Annotated in this window: 18 protein-coding genes and 1 tRNA gene; 10 read left to right on the plus strand and 9 right to left on the minus strand. The window is 61.4% G+C overall.

Annotated elements, in window-relative coordinates; all coding sequences use genetic code 11:
- Nucleotides 1-134: 134 nt before the first annotated feature.
- The 3 genes from VWY60_RS07615 to VWY60_RS07625 all read left to right on the plus strand — a co-directional run bounded on the left by VWY60_RS07615 (nt 135) and on the right by VWY60_RS07625 (nt 3,004).
- Entirely contained in the window at nt 135-2,231 is a 2,097-nt protein-coding gene (locus VWY60_RS07615) for an ASKHA domain-containing protein (RefSeq protein WP_416540192.1), read from the plus strand.
- Between the two features lie 87 nt (nt 2,232-2,318).
- Nucleotides 2,319-2,392, plus strand: a tRNA-Gly gene (locus tag VWY60_RS07620).
- Between the two features lie 135 nt (nt 2,393-2,527).
- Nucleotides 2,528-3,004, plus strand: a complete 477-nt coding sequence (locus tag VWY60_RS07625) for an acyl-CoA thioesterase (protein WP_416540193.1) — start codon at nt 2,528-2,530, stop codon at nt 3,002-3,004.
- 24 nt (nt 3,005-3,028) lie between these two features.
- Here the strand turns inward: VWY60_RS07625 and pgl are convergent, their stop codons facing one another.
- From pgl to VWY60_RS07640, 3 genes are all read right to left on the minus strand, one after another.
- Nucleotides 3,029-3,700, minus strand: a complete 672-nt coding sequence (gene pgl / locus VWY60_RS07630) for a 6-phosphogluconolactonase (protein ID WP_416540194.1) — start codon at nt 3,698-3,700, stop codon at nt 3,029-3,031.
- Complete coding sequence (gene zwf / locus VWY60_RS07635) at nt 3,697-5,181, minus strand: glucose-6-phosphate dehydrogenase (protein ID WP_340545526.1); 1,485 nt, start codon at nt 5,179-5,181, stop codon at nt 3,697-3,699. Before zwf ends, pgl begins: the two co-directional genes overlap by 4 nt.
- 278 nt (nt 5,182-5,459) lie before the next feature.
- Entirely contained in the window at nt 5,460-5,729 is a 270-nt protein-coding gene (locus VWY60_RS07640) for an usg protein (protein WP_340545525.1), read from the minus strand.
- A gap of 223 nt (nt 5,730-5,952) precedes the next feature.
- Between VWY60_RS07640 and gyrA the strand changes: the two genes are divergently transcribed.
- Nucleotides 5,953-8,685 (plus strand): DNA gyrase subunit A, encoded by a 2,733-nt coding sequence (gene gyrA, locus VWY60_RS07645; RefSeq protein ID WP_416536301.1) that lies wholly within the window; start codon nt 5,953-5,955, stop codon nt 8,683-8,685.
- Nucleotides 8,686-8,808: 123 nt separating this feature from the next.
- Complete coding sequence (locus tag VWY60_RS07650; RefSeq protein ID WP_340545524.1) at nt 8,809-9,159, plus strand: DUF6614 family protein; 351 nt, start codon at nt 8,809-8,811, stop codon at nt 9,157-9,159.
- 94 nt (nt 9,160-9,253) lie between these two features.
- Here VWY60_RS07650 and VWY60_RS07655 read toward each other — a convergent pair whose 3' ends face one another.
- From VWY60_RS07655 to VWY60_RS07665, 3 genes are all read right to left on the minus strand, one after another.
- Nucleotides 9,254-10,723 carry a carboxypeptidase M32 gene (locus VWY60_RS07655; protein WP_416540195.1) on the minus strand — a complete coding sequence of 490 codons (1,470 nt, stop codon included), beginning with the start codon at nt 10,721-10,723 and terminating at the stop codon, nt 9,254-9,256.
- Between the two features lie 2 nt (nt 10,724-10,725).
- The gene (gene ctaA, locus VWY60_RS07660) at nt 10,726-11,874 is read right to left on the minus strand and encodes a heme A synthase (protein WP_416540196.1); all 1,149 of its coding nucleotides are present in this window, start codon (nt 11,872-11,874) and stop codon (nt 10,726-10,728) included.
- Nucleotides 11,875-11,965: 91 nt separating this feature from the next.
- Complete coding sequence (locus tag VWY60_RS07665) at nt 11,966-12,712, minus strand: RNA methyltransferase (RefSeq protein ID WP_340545521.1); 747 nt, start codon at nt 12,710-12,712, stop codon at nt 11,966-11,968.
- Between the two features lie 207 nt (nt 12,713-12,919).
- Between VWY60_RS07665 and VWY60_RS07670 the strand changes: the two genes are divergently transcribed.
- The gene (locus VWY60_RS07670; protein WP_340545520.1) at nt 12,920-13,555 is read left to right on the plus strand and encodes a thiamine phosphate synthase; all 636 of its coding nucleotides are present in this window, start codon (nt 12,920-12,922) and stop codon (nt 13,553-13,555) included.
- Nucleotides 13,556-13,619: 64 nt separating this feature from the next.
- Here the strand turns inward: VWY60_RS07670 and VWY60_RS07675 are convergent, their stop codons facing one another.
- Nucleotides 13,620-14,843: a HupE/UreJ family protein gene (locus VWY60_RS07675; RefSeq protein WP_416535962.1), complete on the minus strand. Its 1,224-nt coding sequence runs from the start codon at nt 14,841-14,843 to the stop codon at nt 13,620-13,622.
- On the opposite strand from VWY60_RS07675, the gene VWY60_RS07680 reads away from it, so the two are divergent.
- From VWY60_RS07680 to VWY60_RS07695, 4 genes are all read left to right on the plus strand, one after another.
- Nucleotides 14,842-15,687: a DUF4198 domain-containing protein gene (locus VWY60_RS07680; protein ID WP_416540197.1), complete on the plus strand. Its 846-nt coding sequence runs from the start codon at nt 14,842-14,844 to the stop codon at nt 15,685-15,687. The two genes, VWY60_RS07675 and VWY60_RS07680, sit on opposite strands and share 2 nt — an antisense overlap.
- A gap of 48 nt (nt 15,688-15,735) precedes the next feature.
- The gene (locus VWY60_RS07685) at nt 15,736-16,698 is read left to right on the plus strand and encodes a PfkB family carbohydrate kinase (protein WP_340545517.1); all 963 of its coding nucleotides are present in this window, start codon (nt 15,736-15,738) and stop codon (nt 16,696-16,698) included.
- On the plus strand, nt 16,695-17,609 hold the full coding sequence (locus VWY60_RS07690) for a pseudouridine-5'-phosphate glycosidase (protein ID WP_416540198.1): 915 nt from the start codon (nt 16,695-16,697) through the stop codon (nt 17,607-17,609). Before VWY60_RS07685 ends, VWY60_RS07690 begins: the two co-directional genes overlap by 4 nt.
- Nucleotides 17,610-17,692: 83 nt before the next feature.
- On the plus strand, nt 17,693-18,385 hold the full coding sequence (locus VWY60_RS07695) for a DUF502 domain-containing protein (RefSeq protein ID WP_416540199.1): 693 nt from the start codon (nt 17,693-17,695) through the stop codon (nt 18,383-18,385).
- A 44-nt stretch (nt 18,386-18,429) separates the two neighbouring features.
- Here the strand turns inward: VWY60_RS07695 and VWY60_RS07700 are convergent, their stop codons facing one another.
- Together VWY60_RS07700 and VWY60_RS07705 are read right to left on the minus strand one after the other, a co-directional pair.
- Nucleotides 18,430-19,458: a patatin-like phospholipase family protein gene (locus tag VWY60_RS07700; RefSeq protein ID WP_416540200.1), complete on the minus strand. Its 1,029-nt coding sequence runs from the start codon at nt 19,456-19,458 to the stop codon at nt 18,430-18,432.
- 135 nt (nt 19,459-19,593) lie between these two features.
- Entirely contained in the window at nt 19,594-20,367 is a 774-nt protein-coding gene (locus tag VWY60_RS07705) for a 3-hydroxybutyrate dehydrogenase (RefSeq protein ID WP_416540201.1), read from the minus strand.
- Nucleotides 20,368-20,716: the final 349 nt, after the last annotated feature.

Genomic DNA, 20,716 nt, shown 5'->3' on the forward strand with positions numbered 1-20,716 from the left:
CAAAGGGGCGCCAGTTTTGAGCAAATGCGCTCAGAAATGACGCCCGGAGACCGCAAAATGACGCGCGCCGCCTTCCCTCGCGCAAAAAACGCCATATGCTCCGCCCAAACCGCGCAAGCAAGATAGGTACAGGCATGGCAAACGATCCCGTCACCGAGATCCCGACCGAGACCGCAACTGATCCCGCGTCCCATCCGCTGGTGGTCTTCACCCCCTCGGGCAAACGGGGCCGGTTTCCGGTTGGCACCCCGGTTCTCACCGCGGCCAGACAGCTCGGCGTCGATCTGGATTCGGTCTGTGGTGGCCGGGGCATCTGCTCGAAATGCCAGATCACGCCCTCTTATGGTGAGTTCTCCAAACATGGAGTCACCGTCGCCGATGATGCGCTGACCGAGTGGAACAAGGTCGAACAGCGCTACAAGGACAAACGCGGGCTGATCGACGGGCGGCGGCTGGGCTGTCAGGCACAGGTGCAGGGCGATGTGGTGATCGACGTGCCACCTGAAAGCCAGGTCCACCGCCAGGTCGTGCGCAAACGCGCAGAGGCCCGCGAAATCACCATGAACCCCTCCACCCGGCTCTATTATGTCGAGGTGGAAGAACCCGACATGCATAAACCCACCGGCGATATGGAGCGGCTGATCGAGGCGCTGGACAGCCAATGGAACCTGAAGGGGGTCAAAACCGACCTGCATATCCTGAGCGTGTTGCAGCCTGCCCTGCGCAAGGGCGGCTGGAAAGTCACGGTGGCCGTGCATCTGGGCGATGCGAACCACCCGCCCAAGATCATGCACATCTGGCCCGGCTTCTACGAAGGCTCGATCTACGGCCTTGCTGTTGACCTCGGTTCCACCACCATCGCCGCGCATCTGTGTGATTTGCAGACCGGCGAGGTCGTGGCCTCCTCCGGCATCATGAACCCGCAGATCCGCTTTGGCGAAGACCTGATGAGCCGGGTCTCCTATTCGATGATGAACAAAGGCGGCGATCAGGAAATGACCCGCGCGGTGCGTGAGGGCATGAATGCGCTGTTCACTCAGATCGCGACTGAAGCGGGCATTGACAAGGCGCTGATCGTCGATGCGGTCTTTGTCTGCAACCCGGTGATGCACCACCTGTTCCTTGGCATTGATCCGTTTGAGCTGGGCCAGGCGCCCTTTGCCCTGGCGACCTCCAATTCGCTGGCTCTGCGCGCAAGCGAGCTGGAGCTGAACATCCACCCGGCTGCCCGTGTCTACCTGCTGCCGTGCATCGCTGGCCATGTCGGCGCCGATGCTGCTGCGGTGGCGCTGTCGGAAGCCCCCGACAAATCCGAGGATCTGGTGCTGGTGGTCGATGTGGGCACCAACGCCGAGATCCTACTGGGCAACAAGGAAAAGGTTCTGGCCTGCTCTTCCCCCACCGGCCCAGCCTTTGAAGGCGCGCAGATTTCGAGCGGCCAGCGCGCCGCGCCCGGTGCGATCGAACGTGTCGAGATTGATCCCGCCACCAAGGAGCCGCGGTTTCGCATCATCGGCTCTGAGCTCTGGTCCAATGAGGACGGTTTCGCCACGGCTGTCGCCACGACCGGGATCACCGGCATCTGTGGCTCCGGCATCATCGAGGCCATTGCCGAGATGCGACTTGCGGGCATTCTGGATGCCTCCGGTCTGATCGGATCTGCCGAACAGACCGGCAGCACGCGCTGCATTCAGGACGGGCGCACCAATGCCTATCTCCTGTGGGATGGCTCGGCCGACGGCGGCCCGACCATCACCGTGACCAACCCGGATATCCGCGCCATCCAGATGGCAAAGGCCGCGCTCTACTCTGGCGCGCGATTGCTGATGGACAAATTCGGGATAGACAAGGTGGACCGGGTTGTCCTTGCCGGTGCCTTTGGCGCGCATATCTCGGCAAAACATGCGATGGTTCTGGGCATGATCCCGGATTGCCCGCTCGACAAGGTTACCTCGGCCGGCAATGCGGCAGGCACCGGCGCACGGATCGCGCTGCTCAACACCGCTGCCCGCGCCGAGATCGAGGCCACCGTGCAGCAGATCGAGAAGGTCGAAACCGCTGTGGAACCACGCTTTCAGGAGCATTTCGTGAATGCCTCCGCAATCCCCAATTCCATGGAGCCATTCCCGATCCTCAACAGCATCGTCACCCTGCCGGATGTCAACTTCAACAGTGGCGGCGGTGACAGTGGTGACGACGGCGGACGCCGTCGCCGCCGGCGCCGTGGCTAGCGTCTGTTGACGGTTCAAATTTGCTGGTTGGAGGGCGGTTGTGCGCTTGACCCTCCCCGGCGAAACCGGTAATCAGCCCTTATTGGCGCGGGTATGGTGAAAAGGTATCACGGCAGCTTCCCAAGCTTTAGTTACGAGTTCGATTCTCGTTACCCGCTCCAAAATCTCCCAGATCAGCACACTGCGCCAAGCCATTGATATTTCGCTGTATTTTTCGGCGCGTGATTGGCGTTTCCCACATAGTTACGCCGCAAGTCGACTTGCGACCTGCCGCCATTCCTTCTACCGACAGGGCCATGGATCTGATTTTTCACACCCCGCTCAGCCCCGAAGCGCAACGCCATCACGGGCTGGAGACGCCGCAGCCGCTTGCCATGGCGGATCGGGTGCGGTTCTCTGAATTGGACATTCTGCACCACGTCAATAACAAGGCCTATCTGAGCTGGTTCGAAACCCTGCGCGTGGCCTATTATGATCGGTTTTTTGCGCCCCATTTCACGGGCATGCCCACGCCACGCAATGTATTGCGCAACGCCAATGTCCATTATGTCAAAGAGATGGTGCTGGATGAGAGCTATATCGCCACCGCCCGTGTGGTGTCGTTCCGGCGCACTTCATATGTCATGGAACAACAGATCTGGTCAGGCGATCTGCGTGCCAGGATGACAGGAGTCATGGTGCTGCGCTCGCCAGATGGACGCGCAGGCTATCCGCTCCCCGACAGTTTGCGCGCCGCCCTGATGGAGCAGGACGGCGCAGTCGCAGAGGCCTGAGCCATCAGCAGAAGGTCACATCACTTAAGGCGCCCAATGCACTGTCATTTCTGACAAAACCGCCTGAATCGGTGCCTCTTCGGGCGGCAGAGATTTCGCCCGTTCCAATGCCTCACGCTTGGCATCGCCATAGATCACCAGATGTTTGGCAATCGCAGCGTCCAATACACGCGCCGACAGGCTGACACGCGGTTCGGGCTGGCTGTCGGGCCGCATCACAGCCAAAATCGGCGCATCCGCAGCCAGAGCCTCGGCCAGCCCGGAGACGCCGGGAAACAGCGAAGCTGTATGCATGTCCTCGCCCATACCAAGCAGCACCACCGACAGCGGCAGATCCGGCTGGATCTGGCTTTCGACTTCGGCCAGCACCTCCTCGGGCGCGCGCGCGGGCACATGGAACGGCAGAAACGTCGCCGCAGCGGCGCGGTTGACCAACAGCCGTTCACGGATCATCCGGGCATTGGAACGCGCGCTGTCAGACGGCACCCAGCGTTCATCTGTCGCCATGAGGCGCACCCGCGCCCAGTCAATATCGGCAGCGCAGAGGTCGTCAAAAATCAGCGCAGGCGTGGTGCCGCCCGCAACGGCAAAAGACGCGCTGTCATGATGCAGCAGATGGGTTTTCAGGTCACCGGCCAGTTGATTGGCCACATCAATGGCCAGCATGTCCCGATCAGCATATTCGATAATATTCATGGGTTGATCCCCCGCCATTCCCGTTGATCGCGCCGCATCAGAAGATCCGCATCCCCCGGCCCGGTGCTACCGCTATCATAGGGTTTTGGCACATCCCCGCGCGATGTCCAGCCCGCAATGATGGGATCGGTCCAGGCCCAGGCCGCTTCGACCTCGTCGCCGCGCATGAACAACGTCTGATTGCCCCGGATCACATCGGTGATCAACCGCTCGTAAGCATCCGGCGCGCCGTCGATATCGGCCCCCAGCGCCTGGGCAAAGCTCATATCCAGCGGCACGTCGATCAACCGCATACCGCCCGGCCCCGGCTCCTTGATGGTCACCTTGAGGGTGATGCCCTCATCCGGTTGCAGGCGAATGGTCAGCAGATTGGCATGGCGCCCGGCATCAGCACCAAAGATCGAATGTGGAGCATCCTTGAAAAACACATTGATCACCGAGGATCGCGCCACCAGCCGCTTGCCGGTGCGCAGATAGAACGGCGTGCCCGCCCATCGCCAATTGCTGATATGCGCCTTCAGCGCCACATAGCTTTCGGTGGTCGAGCGCGGATCACCGGCGGTTTCGCGATAGGAAAGATCCGCGCCCGGCTCCGCCCCCTCAACAGAGGTATATTGGCCGCGCACGATATGGTGCGGCTCCACCGGTTCCAGCGCCCTGATCACCTTCAGCTTTTCGTCACGTACTGCGTCGGGATCAAACTTCGCCGGAGGCTCCATCGCAATCAGGCAGAGCAACTGCATCAGATGGTTCTGCATCATGTCACGCATCGCGCCGGATTTGTCGTAATACGACTCCCTGCCGCTTACGCCCACCGATTCAGCCACTGTGATTTGAATATGATCAACATACTGGCTATTCCACAGAGGCTCAAAAAGCATATTGCCGAACCGGATCGCCATCAGGTTCTGCACTGTCTCTTTGCCCAGGTAGTGATCAATCCGGTAGATCTGGCTTTCATCGAAATGGCTGGCGAGCGTACGGTTCAGCGCCTTGGCCGAGGCAAGATCATGCCCGAACGGCTTTTCCACCACGATTCGGGTGTGATCATCGGCCAGTTCATGGGCCCAGATCTGTTCGGCCAGCGGTGCAAATAGAGTTGGCCCGACGGAAAAGTAGAACACCCGCACACGGTCCGTCGTCGGCCGGCCCAATTGCTGCGCCAGCGCGCGCCAGCCTGCTGTCTCCGTGGCATCAATGGCAAGATAGTCCAGCCGCGCCAGAAACCGCTCAAGCTCAGCGGCGCGCATCGCCAGATCTGTGGCGCCGCTCTCATCCTGCAAAGCGCGGCGGACCAGATCGCGATACCCGTCACTGCCAAGGTCGCCCCGCGCCGCGCCCAGAATACGGGCATCCTGTGGCAGCTGGCCCGCGCAATGGCGCCGGAACAAGGCGGGCAGAATCTTGCGCTGCGCCAGATCGCCTGTACCGCCAAATATGACCAGATCGAAGGCCTGAACCGGAATAACACGAGAAACCATGATGCGCCTTCTCTCACCCCTGAGATTCCACGCCGCGGCGAGATGCGCCTCAGGCACATGCACGCGGCCGCAAACCGTCACAGAAGCGGGCGCCAACCAGCTGGGCCCACCTGTTTTCAGTTCTATTCGGCGCCAGTATAAGCAGTTGTCAGTGAAAGAAAACAGCTCTCCGGCACGCCGAAGTGACAGCAGCACAGCTGGAAAGCGGCCGCAGGTAAGATGGCTCAGCTCTGCTCAGCCCCCAGCGTCGTTACCGGGGACCGCGCAATGGGGCGCTGTCAGTGGATCTGCAACACGCCTTTGACGTGGCGCCACTCTCCGGGGCTGATCATCTTGCGATGGGTAAATCGGACAGAATGAAGCGGGCCGTCGATCTCACGGTGCCAGAATTCAATGAATTTGAACAATCGCGGATGGTCCGGTGCAAGATCATAATCCTGCCAGATAAAGGTGTTCAGGACATGGGTGTGATCCGGCATATGATAGGTCATCTCTGCCGTGGTCAGACCGTAACCCTTCAGCATCAGTTCGGTTTCGCTTTCCTTCATTTCAGGTCTCCCTTACGGATCCCCCCATTCCACACTAGCACGCAATGGGTTAATTCTGAACGAATACAGTTCCTTGCCCAAAAACATCGGTCATTGACCGGGTGAAAACCCCTGCTTGCTTGCGCCTTATATGCCCTGTCTGTTAAGGTGCTGACACAATATATAGACCCAATAATAACAACGGGCAGCCAACGTGAACGATACGCCGGAAACTCCTGAAAACATGGACGAAAACAAACCCGCAAGGCCCAAATACGACGGCCCGACGGTGTCCATCGAATCCGAGATGCGCACATCGTATCTCGATTATGCGATGTCGGTTATTGTCAGCCGCGCCATTCCCGACCTGCGCGATGGTCTGAAACCGGTTCATCGCCGGATCCTCTACGCCATGCATGAGGTCGGAAACTCGCATGACAAACCCTATCGCAAATCGGCGCGTCCGGTTGGTGATGTCATGGGTAAATACCACCCCCATGGTGACTCCGCGATCTATGACGCGCTGGTGCGAATGGCGCAGGATTTCTCCATGTCGCTGCCGCTTCTGGACGGTCAGGGCAACTTCGGCTCGATGGACGGCGATAACCCGGCGGCCATGCGTTACACCGAGGTGCGGATGGACAAACCCGCAGCCTCGCTGCTGGCGGACATCGAAAAAGAGACCGTCGATTTTCAGGACAACTACGATGGCAAGGACCGTGAACCCACGGTACTGCCCGCGCGTTTCCCGAATATGCTGGTCAATGGCGCTGGCGGTATTGCCGTCGGCATGGCCACGAATATCCCTCCTCACAATCTCGGCGAGGTAATCGACGCCACGCTTGCGCTGATCGAGGATCCCGATCTGACCAGCGAGCAGCTGATCGATTATATCCCCGGCCCCGACTTTCCGACCGGCGCGCTGATGCTGGGTCGCTCCGGTGCCCGCAAGGCCTATCTTGAGGGGCGCGGCAGCGTCATTATCCGTGCGAAGACGCGGGTCGAGGAAATCCGCAAGGACCGCTATGCCATTGTCGTGGATGAGATTCCCTATCAGGTGAACAAGGCCGCGATGATCGAGAAAATCGCCGAGCAGGTTCGCGAGAAGAAGATCGAGGGCGTCGCCCACGTGCAGGACGAATCTGACCGCAACGGCGTGCGTGTGGTCGTGGAACTGAAACGCGATGCCACCGCCGAGGTGGTGCTGAACCAGCTCTACCGGTTCACGCCGATGCAGACGCATTTCGGCTGCAACATGCTGGCGCTGAACGGTGGGCGTCCCGAGCAGCTGACGCTGCGCCGGTTCCTGACCTCCTTCCTTGATTTCCGCGAAGATGTGATTGCCCGGCGCACCGCCTATGATCTGCGCAAAGCGCGTGAACGCAGCCATATTCTGTGTGGCTTGGCGGTTGCTGTCTCCAATGTGGATGAGGTGGTTGCGACCATCCGTGCCTCTGCGGATGCAGCCGAGGCGCGGCACAAGCTGATGACCCGGCGCTGGCCGGCCGCAGATATTGCGCCCTATATCCGTCTGATCGACGACCCGACCCATACGATGAATGACGATGGGACCTATAACCTCTCCGAGGTTCAGGCCCGCGCCATTCTGGAACTGCGGCTGCAGCGTCTGACCCAGATCGGCGTCAAGGAAGTCACCGACGAGCTGGAACAACTGGCGGGTAAGATCAAGGAATACCTTGAAATTCTCTCCTCGCGTGAGCGGATCCTTGGCATCATCTCCGACGAGCTGCGCGAAGTGCGTGACAATTTCGCGGTTCCCCGTCGCACCGAGATCGTCGACTGGTCCGGTGATATGGACGACGAAGATCTGATCGAACGCGAAGACATGGTCGTGACGATCACCAGTGGCGGCTATATCAAGCGGACCCCGCTTGCCGATTTCCGCGCGCAAAAGCGCGGCGGCAAGGGTCTGTCGGGGATGCAGACAAAGGAAGAGGATGTTGTCACTAACCTCTTTGTCGCCAATACCCACACGCAGCTGTTGTTCTTCACCACTGATGGCATGGTCTACAAGCTGAAGACCTGGCGTCTGCCACAGGGCGGCCGTACCTCAAAAGGCAAGGCAATCGTCAATATCCTGCCGATCCCCACCGGGGTGTCCATCGCGGCGATCATGCCCGTCGATGTGCCGGATGATGAATGGGAAAACCTGCAGGTGGTCTTTGCCACCAGCGGCGGTGACGTGCGCCGCAACCGGCTTTCGGATTTCACCAATGTACGCCGCAACGGCAAGATTGCGATGAAGCTGCCCGAGGATGGTTCGGTCAAGCTGGTCAATGCCCGGATCTGCTCCGAAGATGATGACGTGATGCTGTTCACCGACTCCGGTCGTGCGATCCGCTTCCGCACCACTGATGTGCGGGTCTTCAACTCACGTGAATCGACCGGTGTCCGCGGCATCCGCCTGACTGGTGATGACCATGTGGTGTCGATGTCGGTGATCCGCCATTTCGAAGCCTCGCCCGAGGAACGCGCCGCCTATCTCAAGATGCGCCGCGCGGTGGCAGGTCTGACTGATGATGGTGAAGGTGACGAGGAAGAGGCCGTCGCAGGCGCCATCAGCCAGGAGCGCTATGCCGAGATGTCGGCCTCCGAGAACCTGATCCTGACCATTACCTCCGGCGGCTCGGGCAAGCTCAGCTCCAGCCATGATTACCCGGTACGTGGCCGCGGTGGCATGGGTGTCACCGCAATGGACAAGGCGATGCGCGGCGGTGCCATTGTTGCCTCCTTCCCGGTTGAGATGGATGACCAGATCATGCTTGCCACCTCCAAGGGGCAATCGATCCGGGTGCCGGTTGATGGCATTTCCTTCCGGTCGCGCTCCGCCGGTGGCGTGCGGGTGTTCAACACTGCCAAGGGCGAAGAGGTTGTCTCGGTTGCCTGGATTGCCGAGCAATCCGACGATGACGACGATCTGCCAGACGCGGATACCGCCGCCAGCGCAGAGGCCTGATCCCGCCCGGGATCATCTGCCAAAACTTGAAAACGCCACCCTCGGGTGGCGTTTTCGTTAATCAAAACCTAAGCAGTGTCTGTCATTCTTCCTCCCACAAACGCCATCGCGAAGGGAGGCACCATGAACCTCTATCACTGCTCGATCGACCTGCATCATGAGGCCAAGGCGCTTGCCTTTGCCAACGCCGTGGACCAATGGATGTCTTATCTGCGCGAGCGTGAGGTGATCCAGGGCTGGCGCCTGCTGCGCCGCAAGCTGAACCTCGCCAGCGACAAGCACCGGGATTTCCTGCTGGAAATCGAATTCGCCAATATGACCCAACTGGATCAGGCGTTTCGGGTGCTGGGCGAATTGGACGAGCATGTCGAGCGGCTCTACGCAAATGTGAATGCGCTGATCGCCTCGGCTGATTTCGGGCTTTATCGCCCCTTCCCCGATCCCGAACGTGCCGAGCGGATGGCGCTGATCTGACTGGCAGGACTCCGGCCGGAACAGACAAATAAGCCCCCGCCAGTTTCCGGCGAGGGCTTTGAATTACTGCTCAGGATCTTGAACCAATGCGCGCTTACAGCCCGTAGAGCGCGCCGAACTTCTGTTCCAGATAGGACAGCAACGGCTCCGGGCTCGGCGCCATGCCCGCAGCATGAGTGATCGTCTCGACCGGGCTGCGCAACCCGCCATGGGTCTGCAGATTATCCCGCAGCCAGCTGGTTGCCGCCACGGTATCACCCGTCGCCAGCTGCGCGTCCAGATCCGGCACTGCCTGACGCAGCGCGTCATAAAGACAACCGGCATAGACATTGCCCAGCGAATAGGTCGGGAAATATCCAAACAGCCCCACCGACCAATGCACGTCCTGCAGGCAGCCATTAGATGGCTTATCAACGGCGTAGCCAAAATCAGCGGCAAAACGGTCGTTCCAGGCTGCTTCCAGATCCTTAACCTGCAAATCGCCGGACATCAGCGCCCGTTCCAGATCAAACCGCATCATCACATGCAGGTTATATTGCAGCTCATCCGCCTCGGTGCGGATATAGCCGTTATGCACCGCATTCACGGCCGCATAGAAGGCATCAGCATCCGCAATGCCGAAATCACCAAACTGCAGCACCATCTGATCGAACAGCCAGCCGGTGAAGGCACGGCTGCGGCCCAGCTGGTTCTCGTAGATCCGGCTCTGGCTTTCGTGCACCCCCATCGACACGCCACGCCCCAGCGGCGTGAACAGATAGGCATGGTCAATGTTCTGTTCATAGGCGGCATGGCCCACTTCATGGATGGTCGAGTAGAAGCAGTTGAACGGATCCTCATCGCTGGTGCGGGTGGTGACGCGCACATCAAGCCCGCTGCCGGAACAGAAGGGATGCACCGCCTTGTCGACCCGACCATGGCGCATCTGGTAGCCAAAGGTCTCGGCCAGCGTGGTGGTCAGGGCCATCTGTTTATCGGCATCGAAATGACCGCTGACGCCTTTGGGCGCGGGGCGGTCCAGCACGCGGGCGCGCAGCTCCACCAGACGCGGGCGCATGGCATCAAACAGCGTCGCAATTTCCGCCCCTGTGGTGCCGTGTTCATAATCCGCAACCATCGCGTCATAAACATCGCCCCCGGCGGCGAGTGCCTGCCCCTCTTCGCGCTTCAGGGCAACCACCTCTTCCAGCACGGGCAGGAAGGCTTCGACATCCTCGGCGGCACGGGCAGCCGCCCATTTGCCCTGCGCCTCGGAGGTAACGCGGGCGATACGTTTGGCGAGATCTCCGGGCACTTTCACGGCGCGCTCGTAGCTGCGGCGGATCTCGCGCAGCTGGGCGGCACCGATCTCATCGGGCGCCTCGGCCTGCTCCAGCCAGTCAGCGACCTGCGGATCAGAGCGGCGGGCGTGCAGCACAGCCTCGATGGCGGCCATTTCCTCGCCCCGCTGAGGCGCGGCACCGCGCGGCATCATCGTCTCCTGATCCCAGCCCAAACGGCCGGCAATCTGGCCAAGCGCCTGGGTGTCACGCTCGTAGGCCATCAAATCGTCAAATGCGCTCATTCTCAGTGATCCTTAATCGAAGTTGTAATCGGATAGCCCGACAGATACCGCGCCCTGAGGATCAGGACCCAGAGGCAAACAGCCATCAGCTGATGCAGGATCGCAACCTGCCAGGGTGCGGCATAGAGCACGGTGACAATACCCAGAACCATTTGCAACAGCAGCGCCGCAAAGACCGCGTTAAAGGCAAAGCGCGTCCGCGGATGGGCGCTGCCCCTGCCCCGCAGCCAGACAACAACGCCAAAGGCCAACAGGAGATATCCGCTGACGCGGTGAATGAACTGCACAAGGCCGGGGTTTTCAAAGAAATTGGTCCAGAGTGGCTCCAGCATGAAGGGCTGCGGCGGCAGGATCTGCCCCCCCATCAGCGGCCAGTCGGTGTAGGAACGGCCCGCATCAATACCGGCGACCAGCGCGCCCAGAAGGATCTGCAAGAAGCTGAAGTGCAATAGCCCGGTCGACAGGCCGAACAGCTTGGCCTCCTTGGCGCGACGCGCCTGCATCAGATCGCGATCCTCACGCCCCAGCAGGAACATATACCAGGCAATGAACCCCAGAATGACAAAGGCGAGTCCCAGATGCGTCGCCAGCCGGTAAGAGGCAACCGAGGTCATGCCTTCACCCTGCGTGACACCCGATTCCACCATCCACCAGCCGATCGCGCCCTGCACGCCGCCCAGAACACCCAGTAGCGCCAGACGTCCGGTCCAGCCGACCGGGATCTGCCGCGCCAGCGCAAAACCTAGGAACCCCAGCGCCCAGACCAGACCAATAACGCGGCCCAGTTGGCGATGGCCCCATTCCCACCAGTAGATTTCCTTGAAGTCGGCCAGCTGCATCCATTGGTTGGCAATGCGCCACTGGTCGATTTCCTTGTATTTGTCGAACTCCGCCTGCCAGTCTGCCTCGGTCATGGGGGGGATCGCGCCGGTGATCGGCCGCCATTCGGTGATCGACAGACCGCTGTCGGTCAGGCGCGTCAGCCCGCCCACCACGATCATTGCCACCACCAGCGCAAAGAGCACCGCAAGCCACGCGCGGATTGCCCCCCTTGCGCCACGGCGGGCACGGTCGATGCCGCCCGGTTGCGCCTGCGGGCGCTCCTGCGGCTCATTGCCGGACACCTCTTCGAAAATGCTGCGCTTGCTCATGCTTGCCTCTTCCAATTTCCCGTCAAGCTAGGCCGCAGACGCGACCCCGTCCAGTGGGCGACTATGGCGCAAATCGGCCCGAAGTCGCGTCTCAGTCGCGTTTTTCTTTCCAGCGGACCATCTGTCGCATGATCCCGTGCAGCATCTGCACATCGGCGCGGGTCAGCGGCATCCGGCTGAACAGGTTGCGAAACACCGTCTTCATGCTTGGGGCCTTGTCCGGCGGAAAAAAGAAACCAGCCTCGTCCAGCCGTTCCTCGTAGTGATTGACCAGCGCATCAACATCGCCATGAGTGGCCCAATCCGATTTGCCAAGGTCGGTCACAACCGGCATCACCTCAGTTACCTGCCTGCGCCATTCATAAGCGGTGAGCAGGACGCATTGACCAAGGTTGAGCGAGGCGAAATCCGGGTTCACCGGAACCGATATGATGGCATTGGCTCGGGCGATGTCCTCATTCTCAAGGCCCGCCCGTTCGGGTCCGAACATCACGGCCACCCGTTCGCCGGCTGCAATTTTCTCCGCAGCCAGCTTCATCGCCGCCTCGGGGCTGTAGACCGGTTTGGTCAGCTCACGCGGGCGCGCCGTCGTGGCAAAGACAAAATCGCAATCCGCGATGGCGCCTGCCAGATCTTCGGCCAGCTGCGCCTCATCCAAGAGCCGCCCAGCACCAGAAGCCATGGCCACCGCCTTGGGGTTCGGCCAGCCATCGCGCGGGGCCACGATGCGCATCCGGTCCAGCCCGAAGTTCCACATCGCCCGGGCGGCGGCGCCGATATTCTCGCCCATCTGCGGGCGCACGAGGACAAAAGCGGGTTGAGGGGTGTCGCTGGGCATCCGTTTCTCCAAAAAATCTGCTCTGCTCTAATCGGCGCGGGCCTGATGGGCAAGGCTCGGTCGCGGGACTTCTGTGCAAACGCTGCTATATTCCCGCATAATGAGCGTAGCATCACACGGAAATATCCCACCCGGGATGTCGCCAAATCCTTGCGTCCAGTGGCAGATGCGCTAAACACCGACAACCACTGAACAGGAGCCCTCCCGATGGACAGCCCCGCTGACGCCCCCGAAACGCCGCAGATCTATCTGACGACACCTCCCAGTTTTGAGCTTGGCCGGTTTCCCGACCAGCTGGCGCGGGTGCTGGATGAAGTGGAGATCGCTTGCGTCCGGCTGGAGCTGGCCAGCCGCGATGAGGACACGCTGAGCCGTGCCGGCGATGCGCTGCGCGCTGTCGCCCATGCCCGCGATGTGGCGATTGTGATCACCGATCATCAGATTCTCGCCGAGCGTCTCGGCCTTGACGGCGTGCATCTCTCCGATTCAGCCCGCCCGGTGCGCGCCGCGCGCAAGGCGCTTGGCGCCGATGCCATTGTCGGCAGTTTCTGCGGTGCCTCACGCCACGACGGGCTGACCGCTGCCGAAGCCGGCGCTGATTACGTCAGCTTTGGCCCGATTGGCACCTCCGGGCTTGGCGATGGCAATCAGGCGCAGAAAGATCTGTTTGAATGGTGGTCGCAGATGATCGAAGTGCCCGTGGTCGCCGAAGGCGGGCTGACCGTTGATCTGGTCCGTGATCTGGCACCCTATACTGATTTCTTCGGTATCGGCGATGAGATCTGGCGCGAGGAAGATCCTCTGGCGAGTCTGCGGCAGCTGATGGCCGCAATGGAAGGCTGAGACCGCCCATTTTGTCTGGCCAAGGCCACATATCGGAAACGAAGCTGACCGGCGCCACCGCCGGTCAGAGGAACAGACGCTCCACGCACCAGTATCCGCCAATCAGCGCGATGGTGAAACTGGCGGGGATGGCAACCCGGCCGCGGTATTTCGGATGCCGCCAGAACCAGAACCCCAGCAGCCCATAGGCCGCGCCGACAACGGTCAGCTGCCCCAGTTCAACGCCAACATTGAACCCCAGGAGTGCCGGCAGAAACTGCGCCTCAGGCAGGCCGAATTCGCCCAGCACCGAGGCAAATCCCAAGCCGTGCAACAGGCCAAAGCCAAAGATCACCAGAGTGCGCCAGCTGTGCAGCTTGCGGGCAAAGATATTCTCAACCGCGACAAACACGATGGATCCTGCGATCAGCGGCTCAACTATGGCCGGGTTGATATGCACCAGCCCCAATGCCCCGAGCGCCAGCGTGATTGTATGCGCTACGGTAAAGGCACTGATCTGCCATATCAGCGGCCGCAGCCGGGTGCTGAAGAAGAACAACCCCAGTACAAACAGAATATGATCCAGCCCCTTTGGCAGGATATGCGTATACCCGACCGGCACATAGTCGACGAAGGCCTCGCTTGGCGTCTTGGCCAGCCCGCCGGACAGCGGAATGGTTGGCGTGGTCTCGCCGCCTTGCAGATAGCCGGTATAAGGACCTTCCACACCGTTCTGACGCAACACCACACCGCCTGATCCCTTGGGCCAGCCGATCTTCAGACCGCGTGCACCGGTGGGAACCTCGCCCGACAGCTGCAGGATACTGCTGCGCGGCAGGCTGACGTCACCCGGCTCCGGGATCTCGATCCCGACCACCTCCAGTGCGATATCGCCACCCGCCTCGATCCGCAGCGCCTGCAGCCAGTCTTCGGCAAAGACCTGAACCATCGGTTTCAGCTCATCCGGGCCAAGCCCGCGCAGGTCGTCATAGTCCCGCGCCTGATCAACGGTATCCGTATCGTCAACGCCATCAAGATCGATGCCTGCGACAAATGCCTCGGCGTTCAGACGCAGGTCCATCTTCAGCCGCCCGTCGGCAATTTCAAAATCCGCAATCGTCGGCGTGACTTCATGCGCAAAAACACTAGAGTAGGAGAGGCTCCAGAAGAGCCAGACCAGCAACAGACGGCTCAGCTGGGGGAGCCTGCGACCGGCGTGGCTGCGACGTCGCACCGGAGCCTCCATCGACGCCGCACGTTGCCCGTCTCTGTCATCCTGCGTCCCAGCCAGAGGTCCCATCTGCGCCATGCGTTCTGTCCACCCTGTTGTTCTTATTCTGCTCACGCTCGCCACCAATATCATCGGCGGCCGCGCCCTTGCCCATGAGTTTTGGATTGCGCCAGAAAAATATCAAGTGAAATTAGGCGCCTCGGTGAAGGCAGATCTGCGGAATGGGCAGTTCTTCAGCGGGTCGCGCCTGGCGTATTTCGACCGCAATATCGCCCGCTTCGAGGTCTGGGATCAGCTCGGTGCCCATCCCTACGCTGGCCGGATGGGAGATATGCCGGCATTACAGCTCGAGCCACCGGCCGAGGGGCTGCTGCTGGTGGTCCACGAAACCACGCCGGACACGCTGACCTACAAGACCTGGGAGGAGTTCGCAAAATTTGCGGCCCATAAGGATTTCGCCGATATCAAGTCCCGCCATGCCGCGCGCAACCTGCCGGATGCGGGCTTTGCAGAGCGCTATACCCGCCACGCCAAATCGCTGGTTTCGGTAGGCAGCGGCGCCGGGGCGGATCGCGCAACCGGTCTGTTGACCGAGTTCGTGGCGCGGGCCAACCCCTACACCGACGATCTCACCGCTGGCCTGCCGGTTGAGCTGCTGTTCGAGGGGGCCGCGCGCCCCGACGCCCAGATCGAAGTGTTCGAGCGCAGCCCAGATGGCAATGTCGCTGTCACATTGACCCGCAGCGATTCCCAAGGGCGGGCGACGATCCCGGTCAAATCCGGTCACGTCTACCTGCTCGACGCCGTGGTGCTGCGCAGTCTGGACGCCGAGGCGGGTGCGTCCGATGATGGCGCTACCAAAAGAGGCCCCATACCGGTCTGGCAAACCCATTGGGCGGCGTTGACTTTCGCCGTTCCGTAGATCGGTTGCGCCTTGCGGGGGCGGGAAAAACGCGGCAATACGGGATTTATGACACAGGTTCCGCACTCTCCCGCTTCACCTAGATCTGAGGCTCCGGCCGCCTTGGGCGACGGCACCGCCGCAGATCAGCCAGACATCCTCTGCATTGGCTCCGTCCTCTGGGACATTATCGGCCGCTGCACGGCTGAAATGCAGCGCGGATCCGATATGCCCGGACGTATCAGCCGCCTTCCCGGCGGTGTTGCGATGAATATCGCCATGACACTGGCCCGCTTTGGTCTGCGTCCGGCCCTGCTCAGCGCAATCGGGCGCGACCCGGAGGGTGACGAGCTGGTCCATGCCTGTGCCCATCTCGGCCTGATCACCGATCATCTCTACCGCTCGGAAGATCTGCCCACCGACCGCTATATGGCCGTCGAAGGTGCCAACGGGCTGATTGCCGCGATTGCCGATGCCCATTCGCTTGAAGCCGCAGGTGCCAAGATCTTGCGACCGCTCAGCGATGGTACTCTTGGCAGTGCGGAAACGCCCTATACCGGTCCCGTCGCGCTTGATGGCAATCTGACGCTGTCGCTGCTGGACGACATCACTGCCGACCCGATCTTTGCCAAGGCGGATCTGCGCGTCGCGCCCGCCTCTCCGGGCAAGGCCGAACGCCTGCGCCCCTTTCTGCTGCGCAGCTGTGGCACGCTCTATGTGAACCTCGAAGAGGCCGGCCTGCTCTGTCAGGACGACTTCACCGACAGCGCCACCGCCGCCCGCGCCATGCTGGATCGCGGCGCAGCGCGGGTACTGGTCACCGATGGTGGTAGCACCGCCACCGAAGCCGACCACAACGGCCTGATCACCCAGGCCCCGCCGCGCGTGACCGTGGCGCGCGTCACCGGCGCCGGTGACACTTTCATGGCCGCTCATATCGCGGCCGAGGCCCGCGGCGAAGACCGCGAAACCTCCCTTGCGTCGGCATTGAAAGCCGCTGCCACCTATGTTTCAGGAGAACCACCCCTTTGATCAATATGACATTTTCCGCCGAGGTCGCCGCCGCCCGCGACTCCGGCCAGGCCATCGTTGCGCTTGAAAGCACCATCATCACCCATGGCATGCCCTATCCGCAGAACGTCGAAGTCGCCGCTCAGGTCGAAGACGACATTCGCGCCGCAGGCGCGGTGCCTGCCACCATGGCCGTGATCGAGGGCGTGCTGCACATCGGCCTTGAACCCGATCAGCTGCAGGCGCTTGGCCAGGCAAAGAACGTCGCCAAGATCTCGCGCGCGGATATGCCGGCCTGTATCGCCACAGGCGGCACCGGGGCAACAACCGTCGCAGCCACCATGATTGCCGCACGGCTGGCCGGGATCAGCGTCTTTGCCACCGGTGGCATCGGCGGTGTCCACAAAGGCGCCGAGACCAGCTTTGACATTTCCGCCGACCTTATGGAGCTGGCCCAGACCCCGGTAACCGTGGTCGCCGCAGGCGCCAAGGCGATCCTCGACATCCCGAAGACGCTCGAGGTGCTGGAAACCCAAGGCGTGCCGGTCATCGCCTATGGTCAGGACAGCTTCCCTGCGTTCTGGTCCGCAACCTCGGATCTGGCCGCCCCCCTGCGCATGGACAGCGCCGCAGAGATCGCCCGTGCCCATGCCACCCGTCAGGCGATGGAGCTGCCCGGTGGCCAGCTGATCGCGAATCCGATCCCGGCAGCAGACCAGATCGCAGCCGAGGATCTGGCCCCGGTTCTGGCCCAGGCCCAGTCCGAAGCGGACGCGGAAGGCATCAGCGGCAAGGATGTAACCCCCTTCCTGCTGCAGCGTATTTTTGAGCTGACCGAGGGCCGCTCGCTCACGGCCAATATTGCCCTGGTGCGCAACAATGCCCGTCTCGCAGCGGATATCGCCAAGGAATTGGTCAACTTGAAGCAATAAAAGGTCTTTCTGCGCAGCTGCCCATTGCGGTTGCGCAGTTCCCTGCCTAGCTTCCTTACGTTCCTCTTTGGTGAAACGCACAGATGACCACGCCCTTCGACGACGAAAACACCCCCCGCCGCCCCGGCCTTTTTGCCCGGCTGCGGTCGTCCTTCTTTACCGGCATCGTGGTCATTGCCCCGGTTGGCTTGACCATCTGGCTGCTATGGACCGTGATGGGCTGGATCGACGGGGTTGTGCTGCCGCTGGTGCCGCATACCGTGCGGCCAGAACAGTATATCGGGATCAACCTGCGCGGCGTCGGGCTGATTATCTTCCTGCTGTTCACCATTGTGGTTGGCTGGATCGCCAAGGGAATCATCGGCCGTTCGCTCATCGGCTTTGCCGAGAGCCTGGTGGATCGCATGCCGGTGGTGCGCTCGATCTACTCCGGGATCAAGCAGATCTCGGAAACCGTGTTTGCCCAGACCGAGCGCAGCTTTGATACCGCCTGCCTGATCCAGTATCCCCGCCGCGGCATCTGGGCGATCGGCTTTGTCTCCACCACGGCCAAGGGCGAGGTGGCCGACCGCGCTGAAACCGGCGGCAACCTTCTGTCGATCTTCGTGCCGACAACGCCGAACCCGACCTCCGGCTTTCTGCTGTTCTTCCCCGAAGAAGACGTCATCATGCTGGATATGAGCGTGGAAGAAGCTGCAAAACTGGTGATTTCCGCCGGGCTTGTCTATCCGAACGCCAAGGATCCGACCAAACCTGTCGACCCCAGCGCAGATTAAGCCTCCAGTTAAGCCCCGGCCGTTTCCTTGACGGGCGGCCGCATTTAGCCAAACATCTCGGCCAGATCCACTGTCGATGAGACGCCGATGGCGGCGCAATCCTGTTCCAGAAAGCGCTCCGCTGCGGCCCGGCCTGCCGCCTTCAGCTTTGCCAGGATCTGCGGGATCGGGATCAGCTTGGTATTGACCGATAGCTGCCGCATCAGATCATCATCAGCGATCATATGCACCAGCACCCGCTTCATCTGTCCCGGCTCCAGATGCCCGTCGGCCAACAGCCGCTGAACAAAGGAGATCGCCCGCAACTCACGCAGCAGCGAGGAATTGAAGCTGATTTCATTCACCCGGTTCTGGATCTGCTGCGGCGTCCGCGGCAGCTCATCGCGCTCCAGCGGGTTGATGCTGACAATCACCACATCCGACGGCAGCTCAGGCCGATACAGCGGAAACAGCGCCGGATTGCCGGTATAGCCGCCGTCCCAATATGCTTCCAGACGCCCGGTCTTGGGGTCCTCTATCTCAATCGCCTGAAACAGGTTGGGCAGGCAGGCCGAGGCAAGAATGGCATCGGTTGTGACCTCGTCACCGGAAAAAACCCGCACCTTTCCGCTGCGCACCGAAGTGGCGCAGATAAACAGCTGCGGCCCCTGATCCGCGCAGACCTCGGCAAAATTGAACGCCTCCACGACAGGCGTCAACGGATTGCGATAAAACGGCCCGTAGCTGTAAGGCGACAGGATCTGCCCCATCGCCTCACGCGGGGAAAACGGCGCGATCCAGTCCAGCGCTCCGAGCAAAGGCGCCGCATCAAGCCCCGCCAGCCAATGGGCAAAGCGCAGATCGCCGACCGCTCCCATCCGCTGCCAAAGCTGATCGAGACACGCGCGCGCACCGGCAGGACCGCCATGCACCAGCCCGGATTTCAACGCAGCCCCGTTGAGCGCTCCAGCAGAGGTGCCGGTGATGGCAGCAATCTCCAGCTCGTCGCTTTCAAGCAGCCGGTCCAGCACCCCCCAGGTGAACGCCCCATGGGCGCCACCGCCCTGAAGGGCCAGGTTGATCCGCTTCGTCATCTCTGCCTCCCGATCGGCGCGTCCCCGCCGCGGAGCCATGCCCGCTGCGTGTCACCTTTCTCAAAATACTCCGGGGGTGAATTGCCCTGAACAGGGGCAAGAGGGGGCGGGCCCCCTTCCCGGTTTCCGCGCGGCCTACAGCGCGGTCCAGCCACCATCGACGCTGAGCGTGGTGCCTGTCATCTGGGCTGCCGCATCAGAGCAGAGGAACACTGCCGTGCCACCAAGCTGCTCCACGGTCGCAAACTCGCGTGAGGGCTGGCGTTCCAGCATCACCTTCTTGATGACCTCTTCGCGTCCCATATTGTACTTTTCCATGGTGTCCGGGATCTGCGCCTCGACCAGCGGGGTCAGCACGTAACCGGGGCAGATTGCATTGGCGGTGATCGGCTCTTCTGCGGTTTCCAGAGCCAATGTCTTCGTCAGCCCGACAACGCCGTGCTTGGCTGCGACATAGGCGGATTTGTAGGGCGACGCCGTCAGCCCATGCGCCGAGGCGATATTGATCACCCGGCCCCACCCCGCAGCGCGCATCATCGGCAGCGCTGCCGCCGCCGTGTGGAACGTCGATGACAGGTTGATCGCCAGGATGGCGTTCCATTTGTCGATCGGGAAGTCCTCAACAGGTGCGACATGCTGGATGCCCGCATTGTTGATCAGAATGTCGCAGCGCCCAGCCGTGGTGATCAATGCCCGGCAGGCCTCTGCATCGGACATATCGGCCTGAATGTAGCGCGCCTTGACGCCGAATTCTTCGGCGATCCCAGCTGCCAGCGCGTGGTCCTCATCCCGGTCGGTAAAGGAATTCAGCACCACATCCGCCCCGGCCCGCGCCATTTCCCGCGCGACCCCAAGCCCGATGCCGGAATTCGACCCGGTAATCACCGCGCATTTGCCCGTCAATGTCATCTTGCTCTTCCCTTCCTGTGCAAAACCTGATTGGTGCGACTGTGACATGCTGCACCTGCAAAGGGAACGGCAATCCCGGCGGGAAAGTTGCGAGAAACCGCGGCAAAACGGTCCAAATGCTGGCCCATGCAACAACCGCGTGCAAGAGATGTGTGCCGAAAGGGCACCGCCACCGGGGCCGACCATCGTCCGGCAAGCCCGTCAAATATATCGCGAAGCACCGCACAAAAAAACGCCCGCACGAAGCGGGCGTTAAGTTATTGAGGCAGGTTTCATACAGGCAAGAAACCTATCGAGCAGTGAGACCTTTATAAGCAATTTCCCCCGCTCATCCAAGCTAAAAGTTTGA

This window comes from Phaeobacter sp. JH20_26 (assembly GCF_048056275.1).
Taxonomy (GTDB): Bacteria; Pseudomonadota; Alphaproteobacteria; order Rhodobacterales; family Rhodobacteraceae; genus Phaeobacter; species Phaeobacter bryozoorum.

What these genes read in the sequence shown, in the direction of transcription:
- VWY60_RS07615 (WP_416540192.1), top strand. Translation starts at nt 135, where the DNA reads ATGGCAAACGATCCCGTCACCGAGATCCCGACCGAGACCGCAACTGAT.
- VWY60_RS07625 (WP_416540193.1), top strand. Translation starts at nt 2,528, where the DNA reads ATGGATCTGATTTTTCACACCCCGCTCAGCCCCGAAGCGCAACGCCAT.
- pgl (WP_416540194.1), bottom strand. Translation starts at nt 3,700, where the DNA reads ATGAATATTATCGAATATGCTGATCGGGACATGCTGGCCATTGATGTG.
- zwf (WP_340545526.1), bottom strand. Translation starts at nt 5,181, where the DNA reads ATGGTTTCTCGTGTTATTCCGGTTCAGGCCTTCGATCTGGTCATATTT.
- VWY60_RS07640 (WP_340545525.1), bottom strand. Translation starts at nt 5,729, where the DNA reads ATGAAGGAAAGCGAAACCGAACTGATGCTGAAGGGTTACGGTCTGACC.
- gyrA (WP_416536301.1), top strand. Translation starts at nt 5,953, where the DNA reads ATGGACGAAAACAAACCCGCAAGGCCCAAATACGACGGCCCGACGGTG.
- VWY60_RS07650 (WP_340545524.1), top strand. Translation starts at nt 8,809, where the DNA reads ATGAACCTCTATCACTGCTCGATCGACCTGCATCATGAGGCCAAGGCG.
- VWY60_RS07655 (WP_416540195.1), bottom strand. Translation starts at nt 10,723, where the DNA reads ATGAGCGCATTTGACGATTTGATGGCCTACGAGCGTGACACCCAGGCG.
- ctaA (WP_416540196.1), bottom strand. Translation starts at nt 11,874, where the DNA reads ATGAGCAAGCGCAGCATTTTCGAAGAGGTGTCCGGCAATGAGCCGCAG.
- VWY60_RS07665 (WP_340545521.1), bottom strand. Translation starts at nt 12,712, where the DNA reads ATGCCCAGCGACACCCCTCAACCCGCTTTTGTCCTCGTGCGCCCGCAG.
- VWY60_RS07670 (WP_340545520.1), top strand. Translation starts at nt 12,920, where the DNA reads ATGGACAGCCCCGCTGACGCCCCCGAAACGCCGCAGATCTATCTGACG.
- VWY60_RS07680 (WP_416540197.1), top strand. Translation starts at nt 14,842, where the DNA reads ATGCGTTCTGTCCACCCTGTTGTTCTTATTCTGCTCACGCTCGCCACC.
- VWY60_RS07675 (WP_416535962.1), bottom strand. Translation starts at nt 14,843, where the DNA reads ATGGCGCAGATGGGACCTCTGGCTGGGACGCAGGATGACAGAGACGGG.
- VWY60_RS07685 (WP_340545517.1), top strand. Translation starts at nt 15,736, where the DNA reads ATGACACAGGTTCCGCACTCTCCCGCTTCACCTAGATCTGAGGCTCCG.
- VWY60_RS07695 (WP_416540199.1), top strand. Translation starts at nt 17,693, where the DNA reads ATGACCACGCCCTTCGACGACGAAAACACCCCCCGCCGCCCCGGCCTT.
- VWY60_RS07700 (WP_416540200.1), bottom strand. Translation starts at nt 19,458, where the DNA reads ATGACGAAGCGGATCAACCTGGCCCTTCAGGGCGGTGGCGCCCATGGG.
- VWY60_RS07705 (WP_416540201.1), bottom strand. Translation starts at nt 20,367, where the DNA reads ATGACATTGACGGGCAAATGCGCGGTGATTACCGGGTCGAATTCCGGC.